Origin of the sequence: Methylocella sp. CPCC 101449, assembly GCF_031921685.1 — a bacterium.
Classification (GTDB): Bacteria; Pseudomonadota; Alphaproteobacteria; order Rhizobiales; family Beijerinckiaceae; genus Terripilifer.
Genome location: NZ_JAPDHU010000004.1, coordinates 477,767 through 492,715, shown reverse-complemented (window position 1 = coordinate 492,715; position 14,949 = coordinate 477,767). Strand labels below are relative to the sequence as shown.

The window sequence follows — 14,949 nt, the reverse complement described above, 5'->3', positions numbered from 1 at the left end:
AGCGCCAATGCTAAAGCTTGGGTCAAGCGACAGCGCCAAAAACAAGGTTCAAGCCCATGCATCACGTGTCCATTCGTCAAGAAATCATCGACCGGGTTGTAGCGCGCCGCGGCCGTCTGCGCTGGTTCGACACGCTTCATGCGAAGCGCACCGCGCTGATCGTCATCGACATGCAGGACACATTTTGCGCGCCCGGCAGCCCGGCGGAAGTCGCCGCATCGCGCGACATCGTTCCGCCGATCAACCTCGTGGCGAAGGGCTTGCGCGAACGCGGCGGTAAGGTGGTCTTCGTCCTGCATGCCAATTCGCAATTCGGCGAACGTAGCGATTGGGAGCTGTTCTTCAATCACGTGGTCGATGGCGCCGTGCGCCAGAAGACCATCGAAAGCCTGTCGCCCGGCCATCAGCAGGTATGGCGCGGCCTCGACCGCTCCAACGACGATATCACCGTGTTCAAGAACCGCTACAGCGCGCTGATCTCCAACGCCTCCAACCTGGAGCGGATCCTGCGCAATCTCGACATCGACACCGTGCTGATCGCCGGCACGAAGACCAATGTCTGCTGCGAGTCGACAGCGCGCGACGCGATGATGCTCGACTTCAAAGTGGTCATGCTGTCGGACTGCTGTGCAGCCCTTTCCGACGACGAACACCGCGCCACGCTTGAAACGATCATCCAGCAGTTCGGCGACGTGATGACCGGCCCGGAAGCACTGGAAGCAATGGATCGCGCCAGTTAACCCGGCAGCGATTCCAACGTCTTGCCCTCGACGGCCAGCGCCGCCAGCTTGGCCTGGCCTTCGGGCTGGATCAGACCCGCGGACATGATCAGCTTCGCCGCCTCGTCAGGCGTCATCGGCACTTCGATCACTTCGCTCACCGGCAGATAGAAATAGAAGCCGGTGGTCGGGTTGGGCGTACAGGGCAGAAACACCGAAATATATTCCGTCTCCGGCGCCAGCTTGTCGGCAACTGAGGAAGACGGTGGTGTCGAGATGAACACCACCGACCACATGCCCTTGGCCGGGAACTGCACCAGGCCCACTTTGCGGAACCCGGTTCCCGACTGCGAGAATACGGTTTCGAAAATCTGCTTCACGCTTTTGTAGATGCCACGCACGACCGGCATACGGTCGAGAATGTGCTCGCCCATGCGCAGCAAGGTGCGGCCAGCGAGATTGGCGGTGAGGAATCCGAGCAAGGTCAGGCCGACGAAAGCCATGATGACGCCGACACCGGGAACTTCGACCGGCATATAGGTGTCGGGCCAGAAGGCCTGGGGAACCAGAGGCTTCACCCAGCCATCGATGGTGCGGACGAACCACCAGACGATCCAGGCCGTGACCGCCAAGGGGCCGGCGATGATGAGGCCGGTGAGGAACCAGTTGCGAACCCGGGCGCCGAAGCCGGTCCGCGCTACCGGTTGCGGCAAAGGCGGCGGAAAAACTGTAGAATCAGGCAAAATAGGCGACGGCGAGGCTTCTTCGGTCATCCGCATCACAATTTGGTTCCGGACCATCGGGTCTACGCGCCGGACCGCGGCGCGACCATGCCCCGGCGCCGATCAACGTTCAAGCTGCAAACATGGGCAAGGTGTCGTGATCGGCCCGGGGTTTGCCGAACCCGCCGCCGACAGTGTATGGATCACTGTCATAGGGGGGCCCGAAACGGGACGGCGCATGCAACGGATTTTACAACAGGTTTGATGGATGTCCGATCCCGCCCAAGGACAGTCCAACCCTAATCCCGGGTTTGACCGGGCTACCGCTCTCCGCTTCACCCGTTTCTCCGGCGGCTTCTGGCGTGGTGCCACCGCGCGCACCGCCTGGATCTGGACGCTCGCACTGGGGCTTTGCCTCGTGCTCAAGCTTGGCGTCGACATCACCACCAATCGCTGGCACCGCTGGTTCTTCGATGCGCTGGAACATCGCGACGGCACTTCGGCTCTGCTGGCCGTGATGGCCTTCGTCGGCCTGATCGGCTGCGTCGCCGCCGTCGGTGTCGGCATCGTCATCACCCGCGAGACCTTGCAGGTGCGCTGGCGCGAATGGTGCACCAAGCGCCTGCTTGATCGCTGGATGCGCCGGCAGCGCTTCTACCGACTGGCGACGGGCACACGCATGCCCAATCCGGAATATCGCATTTCCGACGACGTGCGCATGGCGACCGAGCCGTTGACCGACTTCGCCATCGGCCTGTTCACGGCGATCCTCGCGGCGGCGGCTTTCTTCAGCATTCTCTGGTCGGTCGGCGGTTCGCTCGATGTCACGATCGCGGGCGAAAGCTATCGCATCCCCGCCTTCATGGTTCTCGGCGCCCTGCTCTATGGCGTCACCGTTTCGACCCTCATTCCGATCGTCGGACGGAAACTCGCCGGCGTCGCGGCAGCAAAGAATGAAGCCGAAGCGCGCTTTCGCTTCGAAATGATCCGGCTGCGCGAAAATGCCGAAGGCGTCATCATGGCCGGCGGCGAGAAGGCCGCACGGGCACGGCTGGACACAACCTATGGCGGGCTAGTGCGGCAATGGCTGCAGCTTGTGCGCCAGCACGGCAACGTCACCTGGGTGATGAACGCCAATAGCGCCCTCATTCCCGTGGTGCCACTGCTGCTGGCCGCGCCCAAATATCTGTCGGGCCAACTGAGCCTTGGCGAGGTGATGCAGCTTGCCTCCGCCTTCGCGCAGGTACAGATCGCCATCGCCTGGCTGGTCGACAATTACCGCGCCATAGCCGAATGGTTCGCCTCCGCCCGCCGCGTGATGGAGCTCGCCGATGCCTTCGACGATCAGGATCTCGTCACCGCCAACGGCATGCCGCTGGTTTCGCGCGGTGTCGGCGCCGATGGCGCTTTGCATCTCGCCGGTGTGCGGCTGACCGATCGCAACGGTCGCGTCGTTATCGAACAGGCTGAAGCGGTCCTTCCGGCAGGCTCCCGAATCTTGCTGTCCGGCGAGGCAGGATCAGGCAAGAGCGTGCTGCTGCGCGCCATTGCCGGCCTCTGGCCCTGGGGTGCCGGCGCCATTCTGCTGCCCGAAAATGCACGGGTGCAATTCCTGCCCGCCACGCCATTTTTGCCCACCGGTCCGTTGCGCGAGGCCGTCGCTTTTCCTGCCATGGCCAACGACATCAGCGTCGAAGCCCTCGATGCAGCACTGGCAAGCTGCGGCATCGAATATCTGCGTTTGCGGCTCGATGAGAGCGCGCGCTGGGATCAGGCGCTTTCTGCCAGCGAGCGCCAACGCATCGCCTTCACCCGCATCATTCTGCAGCAGCCCGACATCATCATTCTCGACGATACACTGTCCGTGTTCGATGAAGCCGGTCAGGTCGAGATTATCGATACTTTGATCGCGTGTTGCCCCCATACGACCATCATCAACACCGGCGGCCATGGCGGCGTCGCCCGCCGCTTCGAGCGGCATTTGTTCATCGGCAATTCAGGTGCCGGCATGATGCTACGCGAGACGACAGCCGAAACGGCCGTGCTATCCGTGGTCAGCAGCGGTGCGAGACAAATCTAAACCCGAAAAGCCAAAGGGAGTTTTGAATGGCGGGTGAAGCGAAACTGCATATCTGGGACGCCTATTGGGATCTGCGGGTGGACGAATGCCCGTGCGACGTCCAATTTTGCGATTGGCTGGAGAAGGAAAAGATCACCAATGCGGCGATCTTCCACTTCGGCACCGGCGGCCACCACATCGTCGGCATCCGCACCGCCGAAAACGGCAGCAACAATGCCGTGATGGGCATCACCGCTTCGCCGCAGGAATACGAGACCTTCGTGCAACTCGCCATCGAGCGGCCAGATGTCGAGAAGACCTACAAGACTTTCTTCGGCGATATCTACCAGCTCGACGCGCGGCTGCTGCCGCAATTCGAGGTCGTGACCCTGTTCCACCTCTGCGAGTTCCGCACCGAAAAGAACGACGCCTATGGCGCGCTGACCGATCGCCAGGTCCTCGACATGTTCACGCAGAAGACCAAATCCGGCGGCTATCTCCTGTTCTACAGCGGCTCTTTCGCCTACGACGCGGCCCTGCGCATCGTCGCCGAATGGGAAAAGGAAAGTCCGGTCGAGAAGGTCGGCATGTACGAGACCTTGCTCGTCTATCGGAAGAAATAACGGCTGAAGCACCAACGACGTTCGCGTCGTTGGTGCAAACAGCTATTCGACGGTAACGCTCTTGGCCAGATTGCGGGGCTGGTCGACGTCTTTGCCCATGAAGACCGCCGTATGATAGGCGAGCATCTGCACAGGCACCGCATAGACGATGGGCGCGAATTCGCTCGGCATGGCCTGCATCGGCACCACCGCCTCGAAAACGATGGCCGCCTCCTCGGCGGCACGCTGATCGGCGATCAGAACGATGCGGCCGCCGCGCGCGGCGACTTCCTGCATGTTGGAAACGGTCTTTTCATAGACCGTGTCATGCGGCGCGATGACGATGACCGGCATGTCCTCGTCGATCAAAGCGATCGGACCATGCTTCAACTCGCCCGCTGCATAGCCTTCCGCATGAATGTAGGAAATTTCCTTGAGTTTGAGCGCGCCTTCGAGCGCCAGCGGGAAGCTGGTGCCGCGGCCGAGATAGAGAACGTCCTTGGCCTTCGACAAGGAGCCGGCGAGCTGTTCCAGCTTGACCTCGCGTTTGATCGCCTCCGCCATCAAGCCCGGCACGTTGATGAGATCGGCGACCAGCCTTTGCTCAAGCCCTTCGGGCAAGGTGCCGCGCGCCCGGCCAAAAGCCAGCGCCAGACAGGCAAGGACCGACAACTGGCAGGTGAACGCTTTGGTCGAGGCAACGCCAATCTCAGGGCCAGCCAAGGTCAGAGCGGCGACATCACTCTCACGCGCGATGGTCGAAGTAGGGACGTTGACCACCGAGAGAACATGCTGGCCGTTGGCGCGGGCATAGCGTAGCGACGCCAGCGTATCGGCCGTCTCGCCCGATTGCGAGACAACGATCATGAGACCGCCCTCTTGCATCGGCGCGTCGCGATAGCGGAATTCCGAAGCGACATCGATCTCGACGGGAATGCGGGCGAATTTCTCGAACCAGTATTTCGCGGTAAGCCCGGCGTAATAGGCCGTGCCGCAAGCGGTGATGGTGATGCGCGACAGGTTCGCCGGATCGAAAGGCAATTCAAACGGCAGACGCACGCGGCCAGCCGACATATCGAGATAATGGGCGAGCGTCCGACCGACCACTTCCGGCTGCTCGTGAATTTCCTTCGCCATGAAGTGGCGATGGTTGCCCTTATCGATCAGGAAGGCCGAAGCTTGGCTCTTCTGCCGTGCCCGCTGCACCGGACGATTTTCGGCATCGAAGAATTCCGCGCCCGAGCGGGTCAGCACCGCCCAGTCGCCATCTTCCAGATAGGTGATCGTGTCGGTGAACGGCGCGAGCGCCAGGGCGTCCGAGCCCAGGAACATTTCGCCGTCGCCATAGCCAACGGCCAGCGGCGCACCTTGGCGGGCGCCGATCAGGATGTCGTTCTCGCCATTGAAGAGAAAAGCCAGCGCGAAGGCGCCCCGCAGACGCGGCAAGGCCGCCGCCACCGCCTCGCGTGGCGACTTGCCTTTGTTCATTTCGTCGGTGACGAGATGGGCCACCACTTCCGTATCGGTTTCGGTGGCGAAGACATGACCACGGGCAGCCAGCTCATCGCGCAGCTCACGAAAGTTTTCGATGATACCGTTATGCACGACCGCCACTTTCGAAGTGGCATGGGGATGGGCGTTGTTTTCGGTGGGGCGGCCATGGGTGGCCCAGCGGGTGTGACCGATGCCGATCACGCCCTTGAGCGGCTGTTCGCCCAGACGCGTTTCCAGATTGCGCAATTTACCTTCGGCACGCCGACGCTCAAGCTGACCGCCTTCCAGGGTGGCAATGCCAGCGGAATCGTAACCGCGATATTCGAGACGCTTGAGCGCCTCGACAATCTGCCCGGCGACGGGAGTTGTGCCAATAATACCCACAATGCCGCACATCGAGACTGATCCTCTGAAGCCCGTGCTTGAATAAGCAGGGAACGGGCCGCGCCGAAGTCACATTACGTGACCATTTATTGCCTGAGCCGGTCGAATGACGTTGAAATTAACGCTTTTTCGGCCGCCCGACCCGCGCAGCCCGGAATTTCGCCGCCCAGCCGGGCTTCACCGCCTGCCGGCCCCGGGCCACAGCCAGAGCGTCGGGCTCGACCTCATCGGTAATCACCGAACCCGACCCGACATAGGCCCCGTCACCGATTTTAACGGGTGCGACCAAAGCCGAATTCGAGCCGATGAAAGCACCGGCGCCGATCTCCGTGAGCGCCTTGTCGAAGCCATCGTAATTGCAGGTGATCGTGCCCGCGCCAATGTTGGCTTCGGCGCCGACCTTGGCGTCGCCGATATAGCTGAGGTGACTGATCTTGGCGCCAGGCCCGACATCAGCGGCCTTCACCTCGACGAAATTGCCGACCTTGGCATCGGCACCCAATTTCGTGCCAGGCCGCAGTCGCGCAAATGGACCGACGTGAACGCCACTTGCGATCTGCGCGCCTTCCAGATGAGAGAAGGCGTGAACGACGACGCCATCGGCGATGGAGACGCCGGGGCCAAACCAGACATTCGGCTCAACCAACACATCCTTGCCCAGACGCGTATCGCTAGAAAAGAAAACGGTCTGTGGCGCCACCAAGGTCGCACCAGCGCGCATGGCGGCTTCACGCAGCCGATCCTGCATCACGGCTTCGGCGGCCGCGAGCTGAACGCGATCGTTGACGCCCATGACTTCATCGGCAGCCGCCATCACCACGGCGCAGTGCAGGCCTTGCGCACGGGCCACGGCCACGGCGTCGGTCAAGTAATATTCGTTCTGCGCGTTGTTGCAGCCGATCGCGTCGAGAAGGCCCAGGGCCTTGCGACCGTCGAGTGCCATGATGCCGCCATTGGCCAGACGGACCGCGAGCTCCGCTTCGCTGGCATCTTTCTGTTCGCGAATGGCGACCAGTTCGCCGTTCTCGACGATCAGCCGACCGTAGCCGTTCGGGTCCTGCGCCTCGAACCCCATGACGGCCACGGCGGCACCCTCGGCAAGCGCTGCCCGCATCCGGTCGATGGTCTCGGCCCGCACCAGCGGCGTATCGGCGAACATGACGATGAGATCGTCGAAACCGCGCTCCAGGGCCGGCCGCGCGGCCAAAACCGCGTGGGCCGTGCCGCGCCGCTCGCTCTGGGTGAAGCTCTCCGCGCCCTCGACGGAGCGGCGCACTTCGGCCGCCACGTCGTCACGACCAGGCCCAATCACCACCGCCAGGGCATTGCCCGGCTCGGCGCGGTGAACGGCTGAGATCGCATGCCCCAGCATGGACCGCCCGGCAAGCCGATGCAGGACCTTCGGTAGATCCGACTTCATCCGGGTTCCCTCACCCGCCGCCAGAACGACGGACAGGCAGGTTCGTTGGGCGCTGGCGGTTGCCATCGGCGGCACGTCTCCACACATTCTCGACAGATTCTGGGCAGATTTACCGCGGGAACCGCGTCCAGCCCAGCGGGAACCCTAATTCGAGGGTTCGCCGGTCAAAAGTCGTCGCATTGACGTAGCGATTTGATATATGGAGATCAAGGCGTGCAGGATCGCCAGACGACTAGGATAGAAGTGCATTCATGTATCGGCGTAGGGATTTTCTAAAACTGGCCGCCGGGGCCGCCCTCCCCGCCCATGCGCTTCTTCCCGCTTCCGCCACCGCCCAGACCCAGAACGGGGTTGAAGCCGCCGCCGCGCTGCTCGCTACCGGGCCGTTCGATCCCGCCAAGGTCATCGACCTGGCGCGGGCGATGTCGAAACAGCCGATGCGGCGCACGCCGATCGAGCTGCCGGAAAACCTGCAGAACCTCACTTACGAACAATATGCCCAGATCCGGCGCCTGCCCGATTCCAACATCTGGGCCAATGCCCAGACCGGCTATGCCATTGAGCCCCTGCACCGCGGCTTCATTTTCACCGCGCCGATGCAAATCTTCGTCGTCGAAAACGGCAATTCGGTCCGCGTCAATTACGATCCGTCGGACTTCACCTTTGGCAAGAACACGGCGCCGACGGAGAAACGCGATCTCGGCTTCGCCGGTTTCCGTATTCTCCAGACCGGCAGCGACGGCACGCGTGAGGCCGCGATTTTCTATAGCGCCGGCTTCTATCAGACGATCGCCCGTGGCCAGATTCCCGGCGTCGCGGCGCGCGGCCTTTCGATCCGCACCTCCGAAACCAAGGCCGAGGAATTTCCCAATTTCGTCGCGACCTGGATCGAACGGCCCGTGCTGGCCGCCAATCTGATCACCGTTCACGCCATCCTCGATTCAGACAGCATCGTCGGCGCCTACCGCTTCACGATCCGGCCGGGCGAGATGACGATCATCGACACGGAATGCACGCTCTTTCCGCGCGCCGCGGTCGATCACTATGGCCTGGCGACGATGCAGGGAACCTATCTTTACGGGCCGATCGACCGACGTCGCGGCGACGATGTGCGTCCAGGCGTCTACGATATTTCCGGCCTGTCGATGCTCTCGGGCAAGGGCGAATGGATCTGGCGGCCGGCGTCCAACCGGCAGACGCTGCAGGTTTCGGCCTTCGTCGATGAAAACCCGCGCGGGTTCGGCCTGTTGCAGCGCGACCGCGATTTCGACGCCTTCATGGATGACGACCAGCATTGGGAACGGCGTCCTTCCCTGTGGATCGAGCCGATCGGCGACTGGGGACCGGGCTTCGTCACCCTGCTGGAGATTCCGGCGGAAGCGCAGACCAATCAGAACATTGTCGCCTATTGGCGCTCCCGTAACAGCCTGGCGCCCGGCGCTGAACCCTCGTTCGCCTACCGCCAATATTGGTGCTGGACGCCGCCCGAACGGCCGCCCTTTGCCATTGCGGCACGTTCCCGCTCCGGCCGTTCGCCGGGAACTCCGGCCAATGCACGCCGGCGGCGGTTCCAAATCGAGTTCACTGGCGATATCCTCGGCGACGAAAAAGCCTCGCCGAACGTGACACCGCAGGCCACCGCCGCCACCGGCTCAATCGTCGCCGTTCGCCAAGTTCTCGCCCGCGATGAAAAAGCGTCGCGTGTCACCATCGACGTAGATGCCGGCAGCGAACAATCGTGCGAACTGCGGCTGCTGCTTGAGTCCAACGGCAAGCCTGTCAGCGAAACCTGGTTATTCAGATGGACGCCGTGACCGAATCTCTTTCCACGACCACGGACCAAGTCAGCAGCAGCGTGCAAGATCCCCGTTTGCAACCGGCGATGCCGGCCGAAGCCCCCCTCGCCATGCCGCAACAGTCGCTGGCAACCTTCGATTCAACTACCGCGCACAAGCCGGCCCGGCAGGGCGAGGACTGGAGCACGTGGGCGGCACGTTTGTTGGTGTTCGGCGGCGGCCTGGCGCTCACCGCCTATGGCGCCAACGAAATGTACGGCGTCGTCAATGTCGGCTCGATCACCGCATTGAAATGGGCGTTGCTGGTGCTGTTCACCATCAACTTTTCCTGGATCTCGCTCTCATTCACGAGCGCGATCGGCGGCTTCATCTGGCTGTTCCTGCATAGCCGCAACAAGCCGGGCGTCGCGCCCACGCTGTCGACCCGCACCGCCGTCGTCATGCCGATCTACAACGAAGCGCCGGAGCGCGTTTTCGGCGCCTTGCAGGCGATGATCGAGGATGTGCAGCGCACCGGCCGCGGCGATCATTTCGACTGGTTCTTCCTGTCCGATACGACCAACCCCGATGTGTGGATCGCCGAGGAGCGGGCCTTCGAGGCGCTACGCGCGCGGATCGGCACGAGCGCCAACGTTTATTATCGGCACCGGCAGAACAATACGGCGCGCAAAGCCGGCAATATCGCCGACTTCGTCACCCGCTGGGGCGGCCATTACGAACATATGGTCGTGCTCGATGCCGACAGCCTGATGTCCGGTTCGACGATCGTCGCTCTGGCGGCGGCCATGGAAGCCGACCCCGATGCCGGCATCATCCAGACGCTGCCGCTGATCATGAACCGCAACACGTTTTTGGCACGGTTGCAGCAGTTCGCCGCCCGCATCTACGGCCCGATCATCGCCGCAGGTCTCGCGCTATGGTCCGGCCGCAAGGGCAATTACTGGGGCCACAACGCCATCATCCGCACCAAGGCCTTCGCCGCCAGCTGCGGCCTGCCCAATCTGCGCGGCAAGCCGCCCTTCGGCGGCCACATCCTGAGCCACGACTTCGTCGAGGCGGCTCTGCTGGTGCGCGCCGGCTATGCCGTCTACATGCTGCCGGCGCTCGGCGGCAGCTATGAAGAAAGCCCGCCGTCGCTGATCGACATCGCCGCACGCGACCGGCGCTGGGCCCAGGGCAATCTGCAGCACAGCCGCCTGCTTTTGACCAAGAAGCTCAAGCTCTCCAGCCGGCAACATTTCGCCACCGGCATCATGGGCTATCTGTCCTCGCCGGTCTGGATGGCACAACTGCTCGTCGGTATCGCGCTCGTTCTGCAAGCAAGCTTCATCCGCCCCGAATATTTCACCCATGAATTCGCCATGTTCCCGGATTGGCCGGTGTTCGACTACGAACGCGCCTTGAAGCTGTTCGGCGTGACCATGGCGGTGCTGTTGGCGCCGAAATTCATGGGGCTGCTCTACGCGCTTTTCCGCGCGCCGACGCGACGTGTAACGGGTGGCGTGATCGGTCTTACCGCTTCTTTCTTCATCGAGCTGATTTTCTCGGCGCTGATCGCGCCGATCATGATGGTCATCCAGACGGGCGCGGTCCTGCAGATCGTGTCAGGCCGCGACACCGGCTGGCAGCCGCAGCGTCGTGACGACGGCTCGATCCCGTTTCTGCATATCGTGCGGCGACACCGCTCCCATGTGGCGCTGGGCTTTCTGACTTTGATCGCCGGTTATCTGATTTCCCCCTCGCTCGTCGCCTGGATGTCGCCGACGATCGCCGGCTTGATCCTGGCGATCTTCATCTCCTGGGCCAGCGGCCAGCTGTGGATCGGCCTGGCCTTGCGCCGCCTCGGCATTCTGGTGACGCCGGAAGAAACAACGCCGCCTCGGGTCGCCACGCGCGCCGGTGAACTGACGGCGGAACTCACGCCCGATGAGACGGTCGAAGTCGATTCCATCAAAGCCGTGCACGGTGACAGCAAGTTCCGCGCCCTGCATGAATCGATGCTTCCGAGCCTCGATCGTCATAAACGCGGCGTGATTGATCCGCATCGCGCGGTTGCCGAAGCCAAGCTCAACGACGCGGAGACGATCACGGAAGCAGCGGATTGGCTGAAGCCGCGTGAGCGCATGATCGTGCTGCACGATCGCTCGCTGTTGAACCTGCTGAGCCGGCTACGGCCTGATGAAACCGCTCCGGCGCAAACTGGCAGCTAGACTTCAGTAGCCTTCAGCGTCGATCTCGCCATTGGTGGTGGTGACCACCCACTGGCCGTTACGCCGCAGGATTGCCTGTACGCGCCCTGCTCCAGGCAAAAAAGTGCCTGGTGCCACATCGACAGGACCGCGATGGCCGTGAACCACGGCGCTGCCTTCGCGCACCTCCCCCAACACATAGCCGCCCGGTGGCGGGCTCGGTCGTGACCGCGGCGCTGGAGCCGGCGGGATGGCCTTAGCGGTCACCGATCGCGCGGCCTGCGGCGCGCTCGGCGCCTGCGCCTGAGGTGCTGTATTCGGGATGGTGCCAGTCGTCATCTGAGCGGCCTCGAGCTTTTCGAGCCGCTCGGTGAGCTGGGTCAGCTTCAGATTGGTTTCGTCGCGCTGGGCCTGGACGAGGCGCTGGCCGTTCCGCAAGGCCTCCATGTCCTTGCCGACCCCTTCGACCAGTTTGCGCACCGCGGCCAGATCCGTCGCGTGCTGCTGGCGCAAGGTCGCCTCGCGTTCGCGCGCTTCCTGTTCGAACACGGCCAGGCGGGAACCCAATTGGGACACATCGGCCTCGGTGGCGATATGGGCGGGAACCTGGGCGCGGCCGCCGGCGGAATACCAGCCAGCGGCAGCCGCCACCGCGATCGTCACCACCTGCAGGGATAGCCACAACCACGACCGTGCCGCGGGGGGCTGCGCCAAGGCATAAGGTGGGATCTCGGCGCCTGGCGCACCGTCCATCCGTAGAAGCTTGGCCTTAAATGGGCCTTTCTGGCCCCGTGCGGCGCCTTCCGAGGCGAAAATCCGCATCAAATCGTCGTCCAGTACACCGCTCATGACCGCCTACTCGTGATCACCGTTCACAGGCGATCATCATTCGTTAGGCTTAATGAAGGCTAAACCGCCATTTTCTCCTGTAGATTCAGGGCAAATCATGCCAATTTAACAGGCAGCGGCAAAGTGTCGGTTTGCGTTTCCCATCGCGAGGGAAAGCATTTAGAAAGCCGCGTAACCCAGGGTGCGATAGGCGACCGGGACAAGGCTCGATTCTTTATGACTGACAAAACCGGCCCCGCCTCACGGAGCTATAACCGAATTCACGATAGCGCCGTGGGTCGCTGGGAAAAGCCTCTGTTGCAGGCAATGGCTGCGCGAACGCCCGCCTGGATCATGCCCGATCACCTGACGGCGCTCGGCGTCGCTGGCGCGGCCTTCACCGGGGCCTGTTATGCCGCCACCGTCTTTTCGCCATTGTTTCTGATTGGCGCCAGCCTCGGTCTGTTCATCAACTGGGTCGGCGACTCTCTCGACGGCAATCTGGCGCGCTATCGCGGGATCGAACGGCCGCGCTACGGTTTCTTCGTCGACCATACGTCCGATATCTTCTCGCAGATGGTCGTTTCTTTCGGCCTGGGCCTGTCGATCTACATGCGTTTCGACGTCGCCTGCCTGGTGCTGATCGCCTATCTGATGGTTTCCGTCTACACTTACATCCGCATGCAGGCGACGCGGGTGATGCAGATTTCCTATGCCGGCTTCGGCCCCACGGAACTGCGCATCCTGATGCTCGGCATGCATGTGGTGGCCTATACGGTCGGCCCGAAACAATATCAGGTGCCGATGATCGGCCCCCTGTCGATTTTCGACATGGGAGCTTTACTTCTGTTTGTTATTGGCGTGGTGTCGGTCTTCGTGGGCGCCATCAGCACGGCCAAGCAGATCGCCAACGAGGACCAACCACCGGTGCCCGCACCGGGAGAGTAGCGTTCACCCCACAACACTGGCCTGATCGGCCATTGTCCAAGGTTGCACCATGAAGGCTGTTTCGCCCGTCGCCAAACCGCAGGCGCCTGTTTCCTGGACTGACGATCTCTCCCAGTTGCGTCGCGAGGCCACGGTCTCGCACGCCAACGGCAAATGGGCGGCGGCCAAGAAATCGTTCGAACAGCTCGTCCAGAAGGACGGCGACAATTTCAAGAACTGGCTGGGCCTCGGCGAATGCTGGCTCAATCTGGACGAGCCCGTGCGTGCGCAGGAGATGCTGCGCAAGGCGGTGGCCTTACGCCCCAGTGATGCCCGCGCCCGCCTGCAATTGGGGCGCGCGCTCGATCGCGATGGCCGCCGGCTCGGTGCGCTCTATCAATGGCGTACGGCCAGGACGCTGAAACCACGCATCGAACTGAGCACTGATGAACGCCTGCGCGTCGCCCACAGCATCGACAGTCTGCGCGCGGCGCTGAGCGACAATGGCGAGCACACGATCTTCCTCGACATTTCCGACGTGCTGCGATTCCTGCGCCGCAATCTCAACCTGACGGGCATTCAGCGGGTTCAGGTCGGCATCATCGTCTCGGTGTTGCAGTCGCATATGGCCGAAGGCGTGCAGATGGGCTTCTGCGGCCGCAAGATCGGCTCGGCCCATGCAGTGCCGCTCGATCTGCTCTCCGATCTCATCGACGAGATCAACCATCCGAAAATTTCCCGCAGCAAGCTCAACGAGCTGCTGCATGCGATCACCGAAAAGTCGCCCGAGACCAGCCTGAAGCCCGGCGACGTTTTCCTGACCCTCGGCGTATTCTGGATCTTCACCTCCTACGCCAAGACGATCGCCGAATTGAAGGCGCAGGGCGTCAAGGTCGGCGTGTTCGTCCACGACGTCATTCCACTCACCCATCCCGACTATTTCGTCTTCGTTCATTCCATCGCCTATCGCGTGCAGTTCCATCGCGTCATGTCGATCATCGACTTCGCTTGCGCGACCTCGGGCTACGTGGCGAGCGAATTGAAAAAAGCGATGTCGAGCAAATTGAACCGCTCCGTCCCGGTGGTTTCTGTGCCGTTGGCGCAGGAACTGCCGCATGCCGTGGCGGATGCGGATGCGGAATTCATCGCCAAATTGCCGAAGGAATATGTGCTCAGCGTCGGCACCCTGGAGATTCGCAAGAATCACATGCTGCTGCTCGACGTGTGGACGGCGCTCAACCGCAAGTACAACGGCAAGGTTCCAACCCTCGTGCTCGTCGGCAAATGGGGCTGGAAGATCAAACCGTTTCGCCGGGCGCTGGAAAATTCGGGCTTCGTCGGTGGCAAGATCGTCGTCATGGGCGGCATTTCGGAAGCCCGCCTCGCCCATCTCTACCGCAACTGCCTGTTCACCGTGTTTCCGAGCTTCGTCGAGGGTTGGGGCCTGCCGGTGAGCGAAAGCCTGGCCTATGGCAAGCCCTGCATCACCTCGAAACAGAGTTCGATGCCGGAAGTCGGCGGTGCGCTGGCGCGCTATATCGATCCGTTCGACACCAAATCGGCGCAGACCACCATCGAGCGCGCCATCATGGATCGTGTCGATCTGGCGGAATGGACCAAGATGGTCCGCCGCAATTTCAAGGTGCGCAGCTGGGCGATGGTCACAGACGACCTGCTGGCTGGCGTGACGCGGGTGGCAGACAATCTGCGCCACAAGGGTAAAGCGGCACCCGGCAAAATCCCCAGCAAGACGCCCGACGTGCGTTCACGCGCCTTCAGCTAGCCGCCCAATCCATTCACAAAATAAAA

General features: G+C 62.4%; 11 protein-coding genes. 7 read left to right on the top strand and 4 right to left on the bottom strand.

The annotated features are described in order from the left end of the window. Nucleotides 1-56: 56 nt before the first annotated feature. Nucleotides 57-740 carry a cysteine hydrolase gene (locus tag OIM99_RS26975; RefSeq protein WP_311853618.1) on the top strand — a complete coding sequence of 228 codons (684 nt, stop codon included), beginning with the start codon at nucleotides 57-59 and terminating at the stop codon, nucleotides 738-740. Here the strand turns inward: OIM99_RS26975 and OIM99_RS26970 are convergent. Further along, the gene (locus tag OIM99_RS26970; protein WP_311853617.1) at nucleotides 737-1,498 is read right to left on the bottom strand and encodes a DUF502 domain-containing protein; all 762 of its coding nucleotides are present in this window, start codon (nucleotides 1,496-1,498) and stop codon (nucleotides 737-739) included. The genes OIM99_RS26975 and OIM99_RS26970 overlap by 4 nt on opposite strands. A gap of 211 nt (nucleotides 1,499-1,709) precedes the next feature. Between OIM99_RS26970 and OIM99_RS26965 the strand changes: the two genes are divergently transcribed. Both OIM99_RS26965 and OIM99_RS26960 read left to right on the top strand, forming a co-directional pair. Next, a complete protein-coding gene (locus tag OIM99_RS26965; RefSeq protein WP_311853616.1) occupies nucleotides 1,710-3,521 on the top strand; it encodes an SbmA/BacA-like family transporter in 1,812 nt (603 codons plus the stop codon). A gap of 26 nt (nucleotides 3,522-3,547) precedes the next feature. After that, nucleotides 3,548-4,123 carry a hypothetical protein gene (locus OIM99_RS26960; RefSeq protein ID WP_311853615.1) on the top strand — a complete coding sequence of 192 codons (576 nt, stop codon included), beginning with the start codon at nucleotides 3,548-3,550 and terminating at the stop codon, nucleotides 4,121-4,123. Between the two features lie 42 nt (nucleotides 4,124-4,165). Here the strand turns inward: OIM99_RS26960 and glmS are convergent, their stop codons facing one another. Beyond that, nucleotides 4,166-5,992 (bottom strand): glutamine--fructose-6-phosphate transaminase (isomerizing), encoded by a 1,827-nt coding sequence (gene glmS / locus OIM99_RS26955; RefSeq protein WP_311853614.1) that lies wholly within the window; start codon nucleotides 5,990-5,992, stop codon nucleotides 4,166-4,168. A gap of 106 nt (nucleotides 5,993-6,098) precedes the next feature. Continuing rightward, entirely contained in the window at nucleotides 6,099-7,466 is a 1,368-nt protein-coding gene (gene glmU, locus OIM99_RS26950) for a bifunctional UDP-N-acetylglucosamine diphosphorylase/glucosamine-1-phosphate N-acetyltransferase GlmU (RefSeq protein ID WP_311853613.1), read from the bottom strand. A gap of 185 nt (nucleotides 7,467-7,651) precedes the next feature. Here glmU and OIM99_RS26945 point away from each other — a divergent pair, with 185 nt between their 5' ends. Continuing rightward, entirely contained in the window at nucleotides 7,652-9,214 is a 1,563-nt protein-coding gene (locus tag OIM99_RS26945; RefSeq protein WP_311853612.1) for a glucan biosynthesis protein, read from the top strand. Beyond that, nucleotides 9,202-11,406, top strand: a complete 2,205-nt coding sequence (gene mdoH, locus OIM99_RS26940; protein WP_409371572.1) for a glucans biosynthesis glucosyltransferase MdoH — start codon at nucleotides 9,202-9,204, stop codon at nucleotides 11,404-11,406. Before OIM99_RS26945 ends, mdoH begins: the two co-directional genes overlap by 13 nt. 3 nt (nucleotides 11,407-11,409) lie before the next feature. Here mdoH and OIM99_RS26935 read toward each other — a convergent pair whose 3' ends face one another. Beyond that, nucleotides 11,410-12,234 (bottom strand): hypothetical protein, encoded by an 825-nt coding sequence (locus OIM99_RS26935; RefSeq protein WP_311853611.1) that lies wholly within the window; start codon nucleotides 12,232-12,234, stop codon nucleotides 11,410-11,412. Nucleotides 12,235-12,540: 306 nt separating this feature from the next. Here OIM99_RS26935 and OIM99_RS26930 point away from each other — a divergent pair, with 306 nt between their 5' ends. Continuing rightward, on the top strand, nucleotides 12,541-13,161 hold the full coding sequence (locus tag OIM99_RS26930; protein WP_311853610.1) for a CDP-alcohol phosphatidyltransferase family protein: 621 nt from the start codon (nucleotides 12,541-12,543) through the stop codon (nucleotides 13,159-13,161). A 49-nt stretch (nucleotides 13,162-13,210) separates the two neighbouring features. Continuing rightward, nucleotides 13,211-14,923: a glycosyltransferase gene (locus OIM99_RS26925; RefSeq protein WP_311853609.1), complete on the top strand. Its 1,713-nt coding sequence runs from the start codon at nucleotides 13,211-13,213 to the stop codon at nucleotides 14,921-14,923. Nucleotides 14,924-14,949 lie beyond the last annotated feature (26 nt).

Coding starts and splice junctions, on each gene's coding strand:
- OIM99_RS26975 (WP_311853618.1), top strand. CDS start 57: ATGCATCACGTGTCCATTCGTCAAGAAATCATCGACCGGGTTGTAGCG.
- OIM99_RS26970 (WP_311853617.1), bottom strand. CDS start 1,498: ATGCGGATGACCGAAGAAGCCTCGCCGTCGCCTATTTTGCCTGATTCT.
- OIM99_RS26965 (WP_311853616.1), top strand. CDS start 1,710: ATGTCCGATCCCGCCCAAGGACAGTCCAACCCTAATCCCGGGTTTGAC.
- OIM99_RS26960 (WP_311853615.1), top strand. CDS start 3,548: ATGGCGGGTGAAGCGAAACTGCATATCTGGGACGCCTATTGGGATCTG.
- glmS (WP_311853614.1), bottom strand. CDS start 5,992: ATGTGCGGCATTGTGGGTATTATTGGCACAACTCCCGTCGCCGGGCAG.
- glmU (WP_311853613.1), bottom strand. CDS start 7,466: ATGGCAACCGCCAGCGCCCAACGAACCTGCCTGTCCGTCGTTCTGGCG.
- OIM99_RS26945 (WP_311853612.1), top strand. CDS start 7,652: ATGTATCGGCGTAGGGATTTTCTAAAACTGGCCGCCGGGGCCGCCCTC.
- mdoH (WP_409371572.1), top strand. CDS start 9,202: ATGGACGCCGTGACCGAATCTCTTTCCACGACCACGGACCAAGTCAGC.
- OIM99_RS26935 (WP_311853611.1), bottom strand. CDS start 12,234: ATGAGCGGTGTACTGGACGACGATTTGATGCGGATTTTCGCCTCGGAA.
- OIM99_RS26930 (WP_311853610.1), top strand. CDS start 12,541: ATGGCTGCGCGAACGCCCGCCTGGATCATGCCCGATCACCTGACGGCG.
- OIM99_RS26925 (WP_311853609.1), top strand. CDS start 13,211: ATGAAGGCTGTTTCGCCCGTCGCCAAACCGCAGGCGCCTGTTTCCTGG.